The following is a 17,049-nucleotide window of genomic DNA, read 5'->3' on the forward strand; positions in this document are numbered from 1 at the left end:
CCCTGTGGTGCTCGGGCGTGCGGCCCGGCGGCAAGAAGGACAACAAGTGCCTCAGCCCGCCAACGTCTCCAGCAGCTCCGTCTCGATCTCGATCTGCCGCTTGTTCACCTGCAGCTCGGGCCCGCTGATGAGGAAGGTGTCTTCCACGCGCTCGCCCAGGGTGGTGATCTTGGCGAGCTGCACGCTGATCTCGTGGCGCGCCAGCACGCGCGAGATGCCGTAGAGCAGGCCCGCGCGGTCGCTGGCCGAGACCGACAGCAGCCAGCGCTGCGCTTTCTCGTCGGGTCGCAGGTCCACGCGCGGCGTAATGGGGAAGCTTTTCACGCGCCGCGACAGCCGGCCCTTGGTGGGCGGCGGCAGCGGGCCGTGCTCGTCGATGATCTGCGGCAGCCGGGCCTCGACCATGGCCACGAGCTCGCGGTAGTGTTCGGCCATCTCGGGCACGATCACCTGGAAGGTGTCCAGCGCGTGGCCCGTCATCGTGGTGTGCACGCGCGCATCCAGGATGCTGAACTGCGACATGTCGAAGTAGCCGCAGATGCGCGCGAACAGGTCGGCCTGGTCGGCCGCGTAGACCAGCACCTGCAGGCCTTCGCCCGCCGGAGAAAGGCGCGCGCGCACGATGGCGCGGCCCGGGTCGCGCCCGGGCTTGGCGAGTTCGCGCGTGAGCACGCGCGTGTGCCAGGCGATCTCGTCGGCCTGGTGGCGCATGAAGTAGCTCACGTCCAAGGTGTCCCACAGGGCCTTGTGCGCGTTGTGGGGCAGGGAATGCAGGGCCAGTACCTGCAGGGCCTCGCGTTTGCGGCCCTCGATCTCGGCGCCCGGGTCGGGCGCACGCCCGCCCAGCACGCGCAGCGTGTAGCGGTACAGGTCTTCCAGCAGCTTGCCTTTCCAGGCGTTCCACACCTTGGGGCTGGTGCCGCGGATGTCGGCCACGGTGAGCAGGTACAGCGCCGTGAGGTAGCGCTCGTTGCCCACGCGTTTCGCGAAGTCGGCGATGACGTCGGGGTCGGACAGGTCGGCCTTTTGCGCCAGCCGGCTCATGGTGAGGTGCTCGCTCACCAGGAATTCGATCAGCTTCGTGTCCTCGCGCTCGATGCCGTGCTGGCGGCAGAAGCTGCGCACGTCCCTGGCACCCAGTTCGGAGTGGTCGCCGCCACGGCCCTTGGCGATGTCGTGGAAGAGGGCGGCGATGTACAGGATCCAGGGCTTGTCCCAGCCGGCCGCGAGCTGCGAGCAGAACGGGTATTCGTGCGAGTGCTCGGGGATGAAGAAGCGGCGCATGTTGCGCAGCACCATGAGGATGTGCTGGTCCACCGTGTAGACGTGGAACAGGTCGTGCTGCATCTGCCCCACGATGTGGCGGAACACCCAGAGGTAGCGCCCCAGCACCGAGGTCTGGTTCATCAGCCGCATGGCGTGGGTGATGCCCTGCGGCTCCATGAGGATGCGGCGGAACATCGCGCGGTTGACCGGGTCGGCGCGGAACTTCGCATTCATCACCGGGCGCGCGTTGTACAGCGCGCGCAGCGTGCGTGCCGACAGGCCCTTGATGCCGACGGTGGTCTGGTAGATGTGAAAGCTCTCCAGGATGGCGTGCGGCTGCTGGATGTAGAGGTTGTCGCTGGCCACTTCGAGCATGCCGCCCTTGTCGAAGAAGCGCTCGTTGATGGGGCGCAGGCGCTGCACGCCCGGCTCGGTGTCGCCCAGTCGTTCCTCGATGTTGAGCAGCAGGATCTGATTGAGCTGCGTGACCGCCTTGGCCGCCCAGTAGTAGCGCTTCATCAGCGCCTCGCTCGCGCGGCGTGTGCCGCGCGGGTTGGTTTCACCGGGCGCGGGCAGCTGCGCCTTGAACCCGAAGGACTCGGCCACGGCGGTCTGCAGGTCGAACACCAGGCGGTCCTCGCGCCGGTGCGCGATGAGGTGCAGCCGCGCGCGGATGAGACTCAGCAGGGCCTCGTTGGCCTTGATCTGGCGCGCCTCCAGCGGTGTGGCCAGGCCGGTGCGGGCGAGTTCGTCCCAGCTGCGGCCCAGGCCCGCGGCCTTGGCCACCCACAGGATCATCTGCAGGTCGCGCAGGCCACCCGGCGATTCCTTGCAGTTGGGCTCCAGCGCGTAGGGCGTGTTCTCGTACTTGTGGTGGCGCTGGCGCATCTCCAGCGACTTGGCGACGAAAAAGGCCTTGGGGTCCATGGCCTCGCCCAGGCGGGTGACCAGTTGCCGGAAGCCTTCCTGATGGCCCGCGATGAGCCGGCATTCGAGCAGCGAGGTCTGGACGGTGACGTCCTTCCCGGCCTCGGCCACGCACTCATCGACGGTGCGCACGCTGGAGCCGATCTCCAGCCCCAGGTCCCAGCAGGCGCCGATGAAGCCTTCGATGCGGGTCTTGAGCGTGTCGTCGGCGTCGGGCTCGCAGCCCTGGGGCAGCAGCACCAGCACGTCGACGTCGGAATGGGGGAACAGCTCGCCGCGGCCATATCCGCCGACGGCCACCAGGGCGAAGCGCGGGCCGAAGCCCGCGCGCTGCCAGAGCGTGCGCAGGGTCTGGTCGGTGAGGCGGGCGAGCTGGTGCAGGGCCTGGCGCACGCCCCGGGTGGAGGCGCCGGTCTGCAGCAGGGCGGCGAACACCGCCTGCTTGTGATCGCGGTACTGCTGCCGCAGCGCGGCGAGCTCGTCCATGCCGTTGTGGGGCGTTGCCACGCGCGGGCTGCCCTCAGGCCGCGACGCTGGCCGGAGCGGGGTTGACGAAGGCCGGTGGCGCGATGTTGCCGGCCGACCAGGTGAGCACCTCGTAGCCGGTTTCGGTGACGAGCACGGTGTGCTCCCACTGGGCCGAGAGCGAGCGGTCGCGCGTGACGATGGTCCAGCCATCGCCCAGTTCCTTGATCTCGCGCCGGCCGGCGTTGATCATGGGCTCGATGGTGAAGGTCATGCCGGGCTTGAGCTCTTCCAGCGTGCCCGGGCGGCCGTAGTGCAGCACCTGGGGTTCCTCGTGGAAGCGCTGGCCGATGCCGTGGCCGCAGAATTCGCGCACCACGCTGAAGCCGTTGCTTTCGGCGTAGGTCTGGATCGCGTGGCCGATGTCGCCCAGGCGCGCGCCCGGCCGCACCAGCACGATGCCCTTCCACATGGCCTCGAAGGTGACCTGGCTCAGGCGGCGGGCCTGGATGGAGCAGGCCGCTTCGCCGCCGATGAGGAACATGCGGCTGTTGTCGCCGTACCAGCCCTCGGGCGTGATGACGGTGACGTCCACGTTGAGGATGTCGCCCTTCTTGAGCGGCTTCTCGTTCGGGATGCCGTGGCACACCACGTGGTTGACCGAGGTGCACAGGTGGCCGGGGTAGGGCGGGTAGCCGCTGGGCTGGTAGCCGATGGTGGCCGAGCGCGTGCCCTGCTGCTTCATGTACTCGGCCGAGAGGCGGTCGATCTCGAGCGTCGTCATGCCCGGCTGGATCAGCGGCGTGAGGTAGTCCAGCACTTCGGAGGCGAGGCGGCACGCGGTGCGCATGCCCTCGATGCCGGCGGCGTCCTTGTAGGTGATGCTCATGGGGCGCGATTATCCCACCGGACCCCGTCCGGACGCCCCTGGCGGCCCGATCACCATGGGGCCGGCAGGTAAAATCGCCGGCTTTCCACCACCCCGTCCGCGGGTGGTTCAACGCACCTCAGGCCCCACCGTGTCCCTGCACCTGCGCACTTTTGATGGCGGTCACGCCATCAGCGACTTCCGAGTCCAGCAGCTTCTTCCCCGCCTCACCTCCATCCATGACCGCATCGTCGGCCTGAGCGCGCGCTTCGTGCACCTGGTGGCCTTCGACGCCGCCCCCGACAGCGCCACCGAGCGCCGCCTGGGCGAGCTGCTCACCTACGGCGAGCCTGCCGAACCGGCCCACCTCAGGCTCGAAGCCGACGGCGCCCCCGCGCTGCTCGTCATGCCCCGCCTGGGCACCGTCTCGCCCTGGGCCTCCAAGGCCACCGACATCGCGCGCAACTGCGGCCTGGTGGTCCACCGGGTGGAGCGCCTGGTCGAATACCGCATCGCCCTCAAACCGGGGTTGCTGGGCGGCAAGCCCGCGCTCACGCCCGAGCAGCGCTGGGCCGTGGCCAGCCTGCTGCACGACCGCATGACCGAAGCCGTGGTGGCCACGCGCGAAGAGGCCCACGCCCTGTTCACCGAACTGCAGGCCGCGCCCATGGAGCGCGTGGACGTGCTGGGCGGCGGCCGTGCGGCGCTGGAGCGCGCCAACGCCGACTGGGGCCTGGCCCTGGCCGAGGACGAGATCGACTACCTCATCACCGCCTTCAACGGCCTGGGCCGCAACCCCACCGACGTGGAGCTGATGATGTTCGCCCAGGCCAACTCCGAGCACTGCCGCCACAAGATCTTCAACGCGCAGTTCACCATCGACGGCGTGGCGCAGGACAAGAGCCTGTTCGGCATGATCCGCCACACGCACCAGCGCAGTCCGCAGCACACGGTGATCGCCTACGCCGACAACGCGTCCGTGATGGAAGGCCACGAGGTGCAGCGTTTCGTGGCGCGCTACGAGGGCGGGGCGTCGCCCGCCTACCGCGCCGAGCCCGCCACCCAGCACGTGCTGATGAAGGTGGAAACCCACAACCACCCCACCGCCATCTCGCCGTTCCCGGGCGCCTCCACCGGCGCGGGCGGCGAGATCCGCGACGAGGGCGCCACCGGACGCGGATCCAAGCCCAAGGCCGGCCTCACCGGCTTCACGGTGGGCAAGCTCTGGGGCGGCCTGTCCGACCAGCCGGGCGGCAAGCCCGAGCACATCGCCAGCCCGCTGCAGATCATGACCGAGGGCCCCCTGGGCGGCGCGGCCTTCAACAACGAATTCGGCCGGCCCAACCTGCTGGGCTACTTCCGCGAATACGAGCAGGTGGTGGACGGCGTGCAGCGCGGCTACCACAAGCCCATCATGATCGCGGGCGGCGTCGGCACCATTGACGCGCGGCTGACGAAGAAGATCCTGTTCCCCGCCGGCACGCTGCTGATCCAGCTCGGCGGCCCGGGCATGAAGATCGGCATGGGCGGCGGCGCGGCCAGCTCCATGGCCACGGGCACCAACGCCGCCTCGCTCGACTTCGACTCCGTGCAGCGCGGCAACCCGGAGATCGAGCGGCGCGCGCAGGAGGTCATCAACCACTGCTGGGCGCAGGGTGAGCAGAACCCCATCCTCGCCATCCACGACGTCGGCGCGGGCGGCCTGTCCAACGCCTTCCCCGAGATCACCAACGACGCCGGCCGTGGCGCGCGCTTCGACCTGCGCGCCGTGCCGCTGGAAGAGAGCGGCCTGGCGCCCAAGGAGATCTGGAGCAACGAGAGCCAGGAGCGCTACGTGCTCGCCATCGCGCCCGAGTCGCTGCCGCAGTTCACGGCCTTCTGCGAACGCGAGCGCTGCCCCTTCGCGGTGGTGGGCGTGGCCACCGAGGAACGGCAACTCCAGCTCGTCGATGAGGGCCAGGACAGCCCGGTCGACATGCCCATGGACGTGCTGCTGGGCAAGCCGCCCAAGATGCACCGCGACGTCAAGACCGTGGCGCGCACCTCGCCAGCCATCGACCTCACCGGCGTGAGCCTTCAGCAGAGCGTGATCGACGTGCTGAGCCACCCCACGGTGGCGTCCAAGCGCTTCCTCATCACCATCGGCGACCGCACCGTGGGCGGCCTGAGCCACCGCGACCAGATGGTCGGCCCCTGGCAACTGCCCGTGGCCGACTGCGCCGTCACCCTGGCCGACCACGCCGGCTTCGCGGGCGAGGCCATGAGCATGGGCGAGCGCACGCCGCTGGCCGCCACGCACGCCGCCGCCTCGGGCCGCATGGCCGTGGCCGAGGCCATCACCAACCTGCTGGCCGCGCCGATCGAACTGCCGCGGGTGAAACTCAGCGCCAACTGGATGGCCGCCTGCGGTGAACCCGGCGAAGACGCCGCGCTGTACGAGACCGTGAAGGCCGTGGGCATGGAGCTGTGCCCCGCGCTGGACATTTCCATCCCCGTGGGCAAGGACAGCCTGTCCATGCGCACCCAGTGGCAGGCCGACGGCCAGACGAAGAAGGTCACCGCGCCGGTGAGCCTGATCGTGAGCGCCTTCGCCTCGCTGGCCGACGTGCGCGGCACCTTCACGCCGCAGTTGAACCGCGACATCGAGGAAACCACCCTGGTGCTGATCGACCTGGGCAAGGGCCGCCACCGCCTGGGCGGCAGCGTGCTCGCGCAGACCCTGGGCCACCCGGGCGGCGAGGTGCCCGACCTCGACGACCCGCAAGACCTCAAGAACCTGGTGAACGCCGTGAACGCCCTGCGCGCGCAGGGCCGTGTGCTGGCCTACCATGACCGCAGCGACGGCGGCCTGTTCGCCACGGTGGCCGAGATGGCCTTCGCCGGCCAGGTGGGCGTGGCGCTCAACATCGATCAGCTCATCACCGAAGGCGACGGCATCGGCGACAGCCGCGCCGAGACCGGTGACGCCAAGAACTGGGCGCAGCAGGTCAGCGCGCGCCGCGAGGAGCTCACGCTCAAGGCCCTGTTCAACGAAGAGCTGGGCGTGGTGCTGCAGGTGCGCACCGAGCAGCGCAACGAGGTGATGCAGTTGCTGCGCGAGCACGGCCTCTCAAAGCACAGCCACTTCATCGGCAAGACGCGGCCAGCCAGCTCCGGCATGGACGCCGGCAAGGGCGAGCTGCAGGTCTGGCGCGACACCAAGGCCGTCTTCAGCGCGAAGCTGGTCGACCTGCAACAGGTGTGGGACAGCGTGAGCTGGAAGATCAACCAGCGCCGCGACAACCCCGCCTGCGCCGACGCCGAACACGCCGCCGCCGGTGACCCGTCCGACAGCGGCCTGCACACGCACCTGACGTTCGACCCGAACGAGGACGTGGCCGCGCCCTTCCTGAACCTCTCGCGTCCCAAGGTCGCCATCCTGCGTGAGCAGGGCGTCAACTCCCACGTGGAAATGGCCTGGTGCTTCACCCAGGCCGGCTTCGAGGCGCTGGACGTGCACATGACCGACCTGCAGACCGGCCGCGCCGACCTGAAAGACGTGCGCGGTGTGGTCGCCTGCGGCGGCTTCAGCTACGGCGACACCCTGGGCGCGGGCATCGGCTGGGCGCGTTCCATCACCTTCAACCCGCGCCTGGCCGATCAGTTCCAGGCCTTCTTCGCGCGCAGCGACACCTTCGGCCTGGGTGTGTGCAACGGCTGCCAGATGTTCGCGGAGCTTGCCGACATCATCCCGGGCGCCGAGGCCTGGCCGCGCTTCACCACCAACCAGAGCGAGCGCTTCGAAGCGCGCCTGTCGCAGGTGGAGGTGCTGGACTCGCCCAGCCTGTTCTTCCAGGGCATGGCCGGCACGCGCCTGCCCATCGCCGTGGCGCACGGCGAGGGCTACGCCAACTTCCGCCACCGGGGGGATCCGGCCAGGGCCATCGCCGCCATGCGCTTCGTCGACAGCCAGGGCCGGGCCACCGAACGCTACCCCTACAACCCCAACGGCAGTCCCGCCGGCCTCACCGCCGTCACCACGGCGGACGGCCGCTTCACCGCGTTGATGCCCCACCCGGAACGCGTTTTCCGCAACGTGCTGATGAGCTGGACCGACCAGGACATCTCCGCCCCCAGCGGCTGGACCCGCCTGTGGCGCAACGCCCGTCGTTGGGTCGGCTGAACGCATGGCGCGCGAGCAGGTCCTCGACCCTTCCACCATCGCGGCCTACGCGCGCGATGGCGCCGTGGTGCTGCGCGGCGTGTTCACAGCGGCCGAACTCCAGCGCCTGGAAGAGGGCATCGAACACAACCTCGCGCACCTGAGCCCGCTGGCCCTGGTGGCCAGCGAGCCCGACGACCCGGGCCGCTTCGTCGAGGACTTCTGCACCTGGGCACACAACCCCGCCTACGAAGACGTTCTGCGCCACTCGGCGCTGCCGCACGTCTCGGCCCAGCTCATGGGCAGCCGCCAGGTGCGGCTGTACCACGACCACCTGCTGGTGAAAGAGCCGGGCACGCGCCAGCCCACGCCCTGGCACCAGGACCAGCCCTACTACAACGTCGACGGTGCGCAGAACGTGAGCTTCTGGATCCCCGTGGACCCGGTGCCGCTGGCGAGCACGCTGCGCTTCGTGGCCGGCTCGCACCACGGCACCTGGTACATGCCGCGCACCTTTCGCGATCAGCAGGCCCGCTGGTTCCCCGAAGGCACGCTGGCCGAACTGCCCCCGGTGGAACAGGAGCCCCAGCGCTACCCGCAACTGGCCTGGGCGCTGGAGCCGGGCGACTGCGTGGCTTTTCACATGCTCGCGCTGCACGCGTCCAGCGGCACCGGGCCGGGCGCGCGCCGCCGCGTGTTCTCGGCCCGCTACCTGGGCGACGACAGCGTGCACGCGCCGCGCCGCTGGCGCACCTCGCCCCCGTTCCCGGGGCTGGAGGCCCGTTTGCCGGCGGGAGCCGCGATGGACGATCCCCTGTTTCCCGTGGTCTGGCCGCCCGCGCCGGCCTGACACCTCAAGGAGTCCTCATGGCCGGTACCAGCCTGCTCGCCCTCATCGACGACATCGCCACGCTGCTCGACGACGTCTCGGTCATGACCAAGGTCGCGGCCAAGAAGACCGCCGGTGTGCTGGGCGACGACCTCGCGCTCAACGCGCAGCAGGTCACCGGCGTGAACGCCGACCGCGAATTGCCCGTGGTCTGGGCCGTGGCCAAGGGCTCCTTCGTCAACAAGGCCATCCTCGTGCCGGCGGCGCTGCTCATCAGCGCCTTCGTGCCCGCGCTCATCACGCCGCTGCTGATGCTCGGCGGCCTGTTCCTGTGCTTCGAAGGCGTGGAGAAACTCGTGCACGCCCTGGGCGCGCACAAGGCGGAGGACAAGCAGCACCGCGACGAGCTGGTGAAGGCGGTGATCGACGACAAGGTCGACCTCGTGGCCTTCGAGAAGGAGAAGATCAAGGGCGCCGTTCGCACGGACTTCATCCTCTCGGCCGAGATCATCGTCATCAGCCTGGGCACCGTCGCCAGCGCCAGCATGGGCCAACGCATCGGCGTGCTGGTGGGCATCTCGCTGATCATGACGATCGGCGTGTACGGCCTGGTCGCGGGCATCGTGAAACTCGACGACCTGGGCCTGCACCTGAACCGCCAGGCACAGGCGTGGAAGCAGGCCATCGGGCGCGGCATCCTGGCCTTCGCGCCGTGGCTCATGAAGTCGCTGTCCGTGCTGGGCACGGCCGCCATGTTCCTGGTGGGCGGCGGCATCCTGCTGCACGGCCTGCCGCTGCTCGCGCATGGCGTGGAGACCTGGTCCGAGAGCCTGGGCTGGTTCGGGGCCTTCGTGCCCAGCCTGGCGGGGGCGCTGGTGGGCATCGCGGCGGGCGCGGTGGTGGTGGGCGTGGTGGAGCTGTTCCAGCGCCTGCGACGCCGGCCGAAGGCGGCCTGATCCGCCGGGGCGCGCGTCCCCCGCCTGGGGTATCGCGCGCGCCGGTGCCTGCCTAGAATGGCTCGGCCGCCCACCGTCAGGGCGGCGCGGGGGTCGGGCATGGACGGGATCTTCATCAGCTACCGTCGCGACGACGCTTCCGGCTACGCCGGGCGCCTCTACGATCGCCTGAGCCTGCAGTTCGGCGCACAGCGCGTGTTCATGGACGTGGAGGGCATCGAGCCCGGCGCGGACTTCGTGAATGCGATCGAGAAGGCGGTGGGCTCGTGCCGCGTGCTCATCGTGGTGATCGGTGACGAGTGGCTTGACTGCCGCGACAGCCAGGGGCGTCGCCGCCTCGACGACCCGCACGACTTCATCCGGCTCGAGGTGGCGGCCGCCCTGTCGCGCGACATCCGCGTGATGCCCGTGCTGGTCAACGGGGCCGGCATGCCGCGCGCCGAGGACCTTCCCGAGGCCATGCGTGGCCTGGCCCGGCGCCAGGCGATCGCCGTGCACCACAACCAGTGGGAAGGCTCCACCGCCACGTTGGTGCACGCGCTGCAGCGGGCACTGGGCGAGCGAGGTGTCCCGCCGGGCCACGATCAGGAGGCGCCCCGCGCGCCGCTCGCGGCCTGGGCGCTGGCGGCCGTGTCCGCGCTGGCCGTGGGCGGCGGCGCGTGGTGGTTGTGGCGCCCGGCACCATCCGCCGCCCCGGTGCCGGCGTCCGACGGATCGATGGTGGCGCGAGTGCCCGCGCCGGCGCCGCTCGCTGTCGCCTCGGCACCGGCCCGGGTGCCCGCACCAGCGCCTGCACCCCTGGCGGCCTCCGCACCCGTGGCCGCTCCCGCAAGACCGGCACCGGTGGTTCGCCCGCCGCCGGCTCCCGCACCCGCACCCGAAGCGCGGGTCCGCGCGGCGCCGGCTCCCGGGCCGGTGGCTTCGCCTCCCGCAGCCCCATCGCCCCCTGCGCTGGCCAGCCCGGCACCGCCGCCCAAACCCGCCGCGACGCCGACCCCCGCGGTGGCCGAAGGTCCGCTTCCTCAAGCCGGGCACCGCTTCACGTACCGCGTCAAGGGCAAGTGGCCGACCAGCCCGAACCGCAGCGTGGTGATCACCGTGAGCGAGGTGCGTGACGGCACGGTGCTCGATCGCCTGAACGACCCAGAATCCCCCGCGGCGGTGCAGCGCCGCTCGCGGGCGGGCCAGGGCGGTTTCGTGCAATGGCCCGGCATCGGCATCGAGTTCAGCCCCTACCTGGCCAGCCAGGACCTGACCGGCTGGCGCGGCCGCGGTTTCAGCACGCCTGACGTCGATGGCCAATGGACGCAATGGCATTCGCAGGGCGCCACGATCGGTCGCGAAACCGTGTCGGTGCCGGCGGGGCGCTTCGAGGCGGCGAAGGTGGAGGTGTGGAGCAGCCGCACACCCACGGGCAGCCCGGCGACGGCGGCGGTCGAGCCCGTGCGCATCCACTACCTCATCTGGTACGCGCCCGAGGTGCGGCGCCATGTGCGCCAGCAGCGCCGCGTGATCAGCGCGGCGGGGCAGGAGCTCGAGCGCGACGTGATCGAACTCGTGTCGCGCCAGGGCGGCTGAGCGGGCGGGCCGAAGCGGCCGCTTGACCTGGGTCAAGGGCCGCCGCGGCGCGCTGCCTAGACTGGAGGCCATGCAGAACCGCCAGGAGCTCGCCATGAACGCCGCCCAGCCCACGACCGCCGGCTCACCGCTGACCGACTTCACGCAATGCCACGTGGGTATCGTGCGCCGCCTGAACGCGCTGGACGGGTTGCCGGCGCTGCTGGAGCCCGCGGCACAAGCCCGCCGCATCGCCGAGGACTCGCTGGGGTTCTTCCGCGAGGCGATCTTCGAGCACCACCTGGACGAGGAACGCGAGCTGTTTCCCGCCGTGCTGGCCAGCGCCGAGCCCGGGCCCGAACGCGAGCGCGCCCAGCGACTGGTGGAGCACCTGACCTCGCAACACCGCCAGCTCGAAAGCCTGTGGCGTTCGCTGGAGCGCGAACTCAAGCGCGTGGCGCGCGGGCAGGACAGCGAGCTCGACGTCGGCGACGTGCACCGCCTGGTGGCCGACTACAGCGCCCACGCGCGGCTGGAAGAATCGGAATTCCTGCCCCTGGCCGAGACCGTTCTGGGGCGCAACGGCAACCACATGGCGGCGCTGGGCCTGTCGCTGCACCTGCGGCACGCGCCGCAGCCCGTGCCGTACGTCTGAGCGCGTGCGGCAGCGTGCGGATCAGTGCGCGCCGCGCGCGGTGGGCCGCGTGCGGTGGAACGTGACGGGGCTGCTCGCCGCGGCCTTCATCACCGAGGGCTTGATCTTGCCCACCACGTGCATCTCGCAGGGCTTGCAGTCGAAGCGCAGGGTGAGCTTCTCGTTGTTGTGCGTGATGGTGAGTGGCTCGGCGCGCACGGTGCCTTGCACGCCGGTGACGCCCTTGGCCTGCTTGGGGCACAGGCTCAGTGAGAAGCGCACGCAGTGCTTGGTGATCATGAGGCTGACCTCGCCGGTCTCCTCGTGCGACTCGTAGGCGCTGGCGATCACCTTCACGCCGTGCTTTTCGTAGAAGGCGCGGGCCTTGTGGTTGAACACGTTGGCCAGGTAGGTGAGCGTGTCCTCGGGGTAGGGCGCGGGCGGCTCCACCGCCACGCCGCGCGGCAGGCGCCTGAACGCCTTGGCGCGTGCGGCCTCCAGCGCGGCCACGGCCTCGCGGCGCAGCGGGTTGAGCAGCGAGGCCGGCACGAACCACGGCTCGCTGAAGTCGAGTGCGATGTCGATGGGCGTGAAGAGGGTGTCGCCAAGCCGGCCCAGGGCCTCGCGCAACTTGTCGTGCGCCTGCGAGGCGTCGCGCGCGGGTTCCAGGGCGCAGGCCAGCTCGGCGTGGGCCGCGTGGCCGTCTTCGTCGGTGAGGTCCAGGCGCAGGCCGTCGGCCGAGCGCGAGAGCTTCATCCACACACCGATGCGGCGCTCCGCCGACTTCTTCTCCAGCGCGCGCACCCAGTTCATGTCGCGGTTGCGGTTCACCACCGTGCCGCGCTTGAGGTGGCGCAGGCCTTCGATGGCGTCCTTGGGGAACACGCGGAAGCGCCCCGGCGCGCCCGCGGGCTCGGCGCGGTTGATCTGCAGGCCCACGAGTTCGCGGTGCAGGTCCAGGTAGCACAGGCCGTCGCCGTTGTGGATCACCGTGGCCTCGTCGTCGCACTGCAGCTCCACCCAATGGGGGCCCACCTGCGTGACGAAGCCGATGGCGCGGCCCGGGTTCTTGGGGGTGTCGAAGGCGCCGATGTCGTCCTGGCGGCCGTTGACGAAGTAGTCGGTGAACTCGCGGTTGAAGTTCTGGTCGGGGTCGGGTGTGAAGCTGAACGTGGCGCGCCCGCTGGAGGCGCGGCCCAGCTCGGGGCGCTCCTCCAGGATCTCATCGAACAGGCGCCGGTAGTGCGCGGTGATGTTCTTGACGTAGCCGAGGTCCTTGTAGCGGCCCTCGATCTTGAAGCTGCGCGCGCCGGCGTCGATGAGGGCGCGCAGGTTGCCGCTCTGGTTGTTGTCCTTCATCGACAGCACGTGCTTGTCGTGCGCCACGATGCGGCCCTGGCTGTCCTTCACCTCGTAGGGCAGGCGGCAGGCCTGGGAGCAGTCGCCCCGGTTGGCGCTGCGGCCGGTGTGGGCGTGGCTCACGTAGCACTGGCCGCTGTAGGCCACGCACAGCGCGCCGTGGATGAAGAACTCGACGATGCAGCGCTGCTCGTCCAGCGCCTCGTAAATGGCGCGGATCTGCGGCAGCGTGAGCTCGCGCGCCAGCACCAGCTTGGACAGGCCGGCGTTCTGCAGGAACACGGCCTTCTCCACGGTGCGGATGTCGGTCTGCGTGCTGGCGTGCAGCTGGATGGGGGGCAGGTCCAGCTCCAGCAGGCCCATGTCCTGGACGATCAGCGCATCGGCGCCGGCGTCGTAGAGCTGGCGGATGAGCTTGCTGGCCGGCCCCAGCTCGTCGTCGCGCAGGATGGTGTTGACCGTGACGTAGATGCGGCTGCCGAAGCGGTGCGCGTGCCTGGCCAGGCGGGCGATGTCCTGCACGCTGTTGTCGGCCGAGGTGCGCGCGCCGAACGACGGGCCGCCGATGTAGACGGCGTCGGCGCCGTGGTTGACGGCCTCGATGCCGATGTCGGCCGTGCGGGCGGGGGAAAGCAGCTCGATCTGGTGGGGCAACATGTCGCGGGCAGAATGCGTGGGTCCGGTATTTTCCAGGAGAACGAGCATGAGCAACACCACGTCCATCGTCCTGGTCCACGGCGCCTGGCTGGGGGCCTGGGTCTGGCGCCGCGTGCTGCCGCTGCTGCGTGCGGCCGGTGCCGAATCGCACGCCGTCACGCTCACCGGCGTGGGTGAGCGGGCCCACCTGATGAGCGAGTCCATCGACCTGCAGACCCACGTGCAGGACGTCATCGGCCTGATCGAGGCCGAGGAATTGAAGCGCGTGGTGCTGGTGGGACACAGCTACGGCGGCATGGTGGTCACCGGCGTGGCCGACCGCCTGCAGGCCGCCGCGCCCGGTGCCCTGGTGCACCTGGTCTACCTGGACGCGGTGCTGCCATACCCCGGCGAAGCCTGGAGCACGCCGCACGACGAGGCCACCAAGGCCAGGCGCTTCGAGGCGGCCAAGGCCAGCGGCGGCCTGCACTTCGCGCCGCCCGACGCCGAGGTCTTCGGCCTGCAGGGGGCGGACCGCGACTGGCTCAACCGGCGCCAGACCCCTCAGCCTTACCGGCTCTACGACCAGCCGCTGGACTTCGACGGCGACGCCGTGGCGCGCGTGCCGCGCACCTTCATCGACTGCACCGCGCCAGCGCTGGGCACCATCAAGGCCTCGCGCGAGCGCGTGCGGCGCGAACCGGGCTGGAACCTCATCGAGATGGCCACGGGCCATTGCCCCATGGTGAGCGAGCCCAAGGCCTTGGCGGAGCACCTCCTGGGCATTTGGAACCACGCGCAAGCCAGCCAATGAGCACCACCCGGTACGACCGCATCGACCAGCTGCGCGCCATTGCGCTGCTGTGGATGACGGTCTACCACTTCTGCTTCGATCTCGACCACTTCGGCTTCATCGACCAGGCCTTTCTCAGTGACCCGTTCTGGACCACGCAGCGCACGGCCATCGTGAGCCTCTTTCTGTTCACGGCCGGCCTGTCGCAGGCGGTGGCCTTGCACCAGGGCCAGGGCTGGCCGCGCTTCTGGCGCCGCTGGGCGCAGGTGGCGGGTGCGGCGCTGCTGGTCAGCGTGGGCTCGTGGTTCGTGTTTCCCAAGAGCTTCATCTACTTCGGGGTGCTGCACGGCATCGCGGTGATGCTGGTGGTCGCAAGGCTCACGGGTGGCTGGGGGCGCTGGCTGTGGCCCTTGGGCGCGCTGGCCATCGCGCTGCCCTGGCTGGCCCCGGCCGCCATGGCGGCCTGGCCCGCGCTGGAGGCGCTGAACCAGCCCGGCCTCAACGCGCTCGGCTTCATCAGCCGCAAACCCTTCACCGAGGACTACGTGCCGCTGCTGCCGTGGATGGGCGTGGTGTGGTGGGGCCTGGCGACGGGGCGCTGGGTCTGCGCGAACCGGCCCGGCTGGTTGGGCGGCTCGGGGCAGGGTGGTGCGCCGGGGCGCTTCATGGCGCTGTGGGGGCGCTGGAGCCTGAGCTACTACCTGCTGCACCAGCCGGTGCTGATGGGGGTGGTGGGGCTGGCGGCCACGCTGGTGCGCAGCTAGGCAAACAACGACCGAAGCTCGCGGCAGATCTCTGGCCGCAATTGGCGGACTTCCACTTCTTTGGCCAAGTTGACCTGCATGGCCGTGAGTGCGACCTCGAGCATCGGCGCGTCGACTTCATACGCCCCGCGGGTCTGAAGCCAGGCCATGACCTCCGCCAGGTGCCACACCGAGGCACTGCCCTCGTGGACCGGTGTGGGAAAACTGGCGGCGTGGCCGAGCATGAGCTTGCGCATGTTCTGCCGCGTGACGCCCATCATGGTCGCCACGTCGCTGAGCCCGACCAGATCCGGTGCCGCCTCAATCAGCTTCGCCTCCGGGCAAGCCCGTTTGACGTCCGCCAAAGCGCTCGTCAAAGCCGCCGTGGCGCTGTCGGCTTCCCGCGCGAACTCGAGAGCCAGTCGGCCGGGTTGACCCATGCCGACGAGCGCGTCGTCGCATCCTGCGGCACCCAGCCGCTCGATGAGTTCATCCAGGTCAGCCCCTTGCTCCGCGATCTGGTACTTGAGGGTGAACGTGTATTCCATGGCTCTACTCCTGCGATGCTTCTGCCGAGTCGCACGCGCTCTGGTGCTTGCGGCGCGTCGTGCAGTTGTCCACCACGCGCCTGAGGGCCCGGGCGTGATTCCCGGCGCTCTTCGGCGTGCTCCAGACACTGGTGATGCAGAACTCCCCGCATCGGCACTCGGCGTCGTTGTAAGGGCAGTACAGCTTGCCCCAGGCATGCGAACCACCGACTTCGACGCGCCAGCGATGTTCTTCCGCGTACCGCAGCGCTTCTTCAACTTCCTTCTTGGGATGGGCCGCACGAGCCATTCGCGCCTCCAGCGTAGTCATGCTGATGATGGTTGTCAAGTGACAACCATACGTCAATGCGCAGGAAATCCCATCGTGATCTACCCCGCGTGCCCGCTCGCCGCGCGCCGGATCACCGAGGCCATGTGCTTCACCGTCGGTGAGCGGTTCACGCCCTTTTTCCACAGCAGCCCCGGCGTGCGGATCGGCGAGGGGTCTTCCAGCGGGATCAGCCTCAACTCGGGCGAGGGCGTGAAGGCGGTCTCGGCGATGATGCCGGCGAGGTCGGTCTGGCGGATGAGCTCGATCATGGGCGCGATGGAGTTCAGTTCGGCCACCACCAGCGGCTGCGCGCCAGCCGCTTCGAAGCATTCGTCGAGCAGCCCGCGCGTGCTGAACTGCCTGGGCAGCAGCACCAGGCGGCGCTGGTGCAGTTCCACCAGGCGCACGCGGCGGCGCTTGGCCAGCGGGTGGCTGGCGGCCACGCACAGGCGCAGCTCCTCGTTGTAGAGCGGCTCGAACCACAGCTCGGGCCGGTCGGCGGGCCGGTAGGAAACGCCGAGGTCCAGGTGCCCGCTGGACAGCCGTTTGGCGATGTTCTCGGCCGACAACTCTTCCACGCCCACCTTCACGTTGGGGTGCTGCCCCAGGAAGGCCGATACGCACAGCGGGATGAGGCGGGTGTTGAAGCTGTGCGTGGCCGCGATGCGCAGCTCGCCCGACAGGGCCTCGCCCGGGTGGCTCAAGGCCTGCAGGCCACGGTCGATCTGCTGCAGCGCCGGAACCAGGTGGTTGCGCAGCAGCTCGCCGGATTCGGTCAAGGCCACCTTCTTGTGCGAGCGGTCGAACAGCACCAGGCCCAGTTCTTCTTCCAACTGGCGGATCTGGTGCGACAGCGTGGACTGCGTGACGTGCAGCCGCTCGGCCGCGCGCGTGAAGTTCAGGGTCTCGGCCAGGGTGTCGAAGTAGCGCAGGTGACGCAGTTCCATCGGGCGATGCTTCCTTAAAGAATCGATGGCATCGATGATAGTGGTCGAAATTCATCACTTCCATCGCGGT

The 17,049-nt window shown here is 69.8% G+C and carries 13 protein-coding genes; 7 read left to right on the forward strand and 6 right to left on the reverse strand.

Annotated features, from left to right (window positions below):
- Positions 1 to 51 precede the first annotated feature (51 nt).
- Together GTO19_RS08965 and map are read right to left on the reverse strand one after the other, a co-directional pair.
- Positions 52 to 2,679, reverse strand: coding sequence for a [protein-PII] uridylyltransferase (locus GTO19_RS08965; protein ID WP_291020846.1), 2,628 nt, complete (start codon positions 2,677 to 2,679; stop codon positions 52 to 54).
- A gap of 34 nt (positions 2,680 to 2,713) precedes the next feature.
- A complete protein-coding gene (map, locus tag GTO19_RS08970; RefSeq protein WP_291020746.1) occupies positions 2,714 to 3,547 on the reverse strand; it encodes a type I methionyl aminopeptidase in 834 nt (277 codons plus the stop codon).
- Positions 3,548 to 3,677: 130 nt separating this feature from the next.
- On the opposite strand from map, the gene purL reads away from it, so the two are divergent.
- The 5 genes from purL to GTO19_RS08995 all read left to right on the forward strand — a co-directional run bounded on the left by purL (position 3,678) and on the right by GTO19_RS08995 (position 11,664).
- Complete coding sequence (gene purL / locus GTO19_RS08975) at positions 3,678 to 7,688, forward strand: phosphoribosylformylglycinamidine synthase (RefSeq protein ID WP_291020748.1); 4,011 nt, start codon at positions 3,678 to 3,680, stop codon at positions 7,686 to 7,688.
- A 4-nt stretch (positions 7,689 to 7,692) separates the two neighbouring features.
- Entirely contained in the window at positions 7,693 to 8,517 is an 825-nt protein-coding gene (locus tag GTO19_RS08980; protein WP_291020750.1) for a phytanoyl-CoA dioxygenase family protein, read from the forward strand.
- Between the two features lie 17 nt (positions 8,518 to 8,534).
- Positions 8,535 to 9,452, forward strand: coding sequence for a DUF808 domain-containing protein (locus GTO19_RS08985; protein ID WP_291020752.1), 918 nt, complete (start codon positions 8,535 to 8,537; stop codon positions 9,450 to 9,452).
- A gap of 99 nt (positions 9,453 to 9,551) precedes the next feature.
- Positions 9,552 to 11,030, forward strand: a complete 1,479-nt coding sequence (locus tag GTO19_RS08990) for a toll/interleukin-1 receptor domain-containing protein (RefSeq protein ID WP_291020754.1) — start codon at positions 9,552 to 9,554, stop codon at positions 11,028 to 11,030.
- Positions 11,031 to 11,052: 22 nt separating this feature from the next.
- Positions 11,053 to 11,664 (forward strand): hemerythrin domain-containing protein, encoded by a 612-nt coding sequence (locus tag GTO19_RS08995; protein ID WP_291026526.1) that lies wholly within the window; start codon positions 11,053 to 11,055, stop codon positions 11,662 to 11,664.
- Between the two features lie 21 nt (positions 11,665 to 11,685).
- On the opposite strand, the gene GTO19_RS09000 is transcribed toward GTO19_RS08995, so the two are convergent.
- On the reverse strand, positions 11,686 to 13,659 hold the full coding sequence (locus tag GTO19_RS09000; RefSeq protein WP_291020757.1) for a U32 family peptidase: 1,974 nt from the start codon (positions 13,657 to 13,659) through the stop codon (positions 11,686 to 11,688).
- A 46-nt stretch (positions 13,660 to 13,705) separates the two neighbouring features.
- Between GTO19_RS09000 and GTO19_RS09005 the strand changes: the two genes are divergently transcribed.
- Together GTO19_RS09005 and GTO19_RS09010 are read left to right on the forward strand one after the other, a co-directional pair.
- Complete coding sequence (locus GTO19_RS09005; RefSeq protein WP_291020758.1) at positions 13,706 to 14,452, forward strand: alpha/beta hydrolase; 747 nt, start codon at positions 13,706 to 13,708, stop codon at positions 14,450 to 14,452.
- The gene (locus GTO19_RS09010) at positions 14,449 to 15,195 is read left to right on the forward strand and encodes a heparan-alpha-glucosaminide N-acetyltransferase (RefSeq protein WP_291020759.1); all 747 of its coding nucleotides are present in this window, start codon (positions 14,449 to 14,451) and stop codon (positions 15,193 to 15,195) included. The genes GTO19_RS09005 and GTO19_RS09010 overlap by 4 nt, the downstream gene beginning before the upstream one ends.
- On the opposite strand, the gene GTO19_RS09015 is transcribed toward GTO19_RS09010, so the two are convergent.
- The 3 genes from GTO19_RS09015 to GTO19_RS09025 all read right to left on the reverse strand — a co-directional run bounded on the left by GTO19_RS09015 (position 15,192) and on the right by GTO19_RS09025 (position 16,979).
- Positions 15,192 to 15,722, reverse strand: coding sequence for a DNA-binding protein (locus tag GTO19_RS09015; protein WP_291020760.1), 531 nt, complete (start codon positions 15,720 to 15,722; stop codon positions 15,192 to 15,194). The genes GTO19_RS09010 and GTO19_RS09015 overlap by 4 nt on opposite strands.
- A 4-nt stretch (positions 15,723 to 15,726) precedes the next feature.
- Positions 15,727 to 16,011 carry a hypothetical protein gene (locus GTO19_RS09020; protein WP_291020847.1) on the reverse strand — a complete coding sequence of 95 codons (285 nt, stop codon included), beginning with the start codon at positions 16,009 to 16,011 and terminating at the stop codon, positions 15,727 to 15,729.
- 80 nt (positions 16,012 to 16,091) lie between these two features.
- Complete coding sequence (locus tag GTO19_RS09025; protein WP_291020761.1) at positions 16,092 to 16,979, reverse strand: LysR substrate-binding domain-containing protein; 888 nt, start codon at positions 16,977 to 16,979, stop codon at positions 16,092 to 16,094.
- Positions 16,980 to 17,049: the final 70 nt, after the last annotated feature.

The sequence above is a fragment of the Hydrogenophaga sp. genome (assembly GCF_011772445.1).
Classification (GTDB): domain Bacteria; phylum Pseudomonadota; class Gammaproteobacteria; order Burkholderiales; family Burkholderiaceae_C; genus Hydrogenophaga.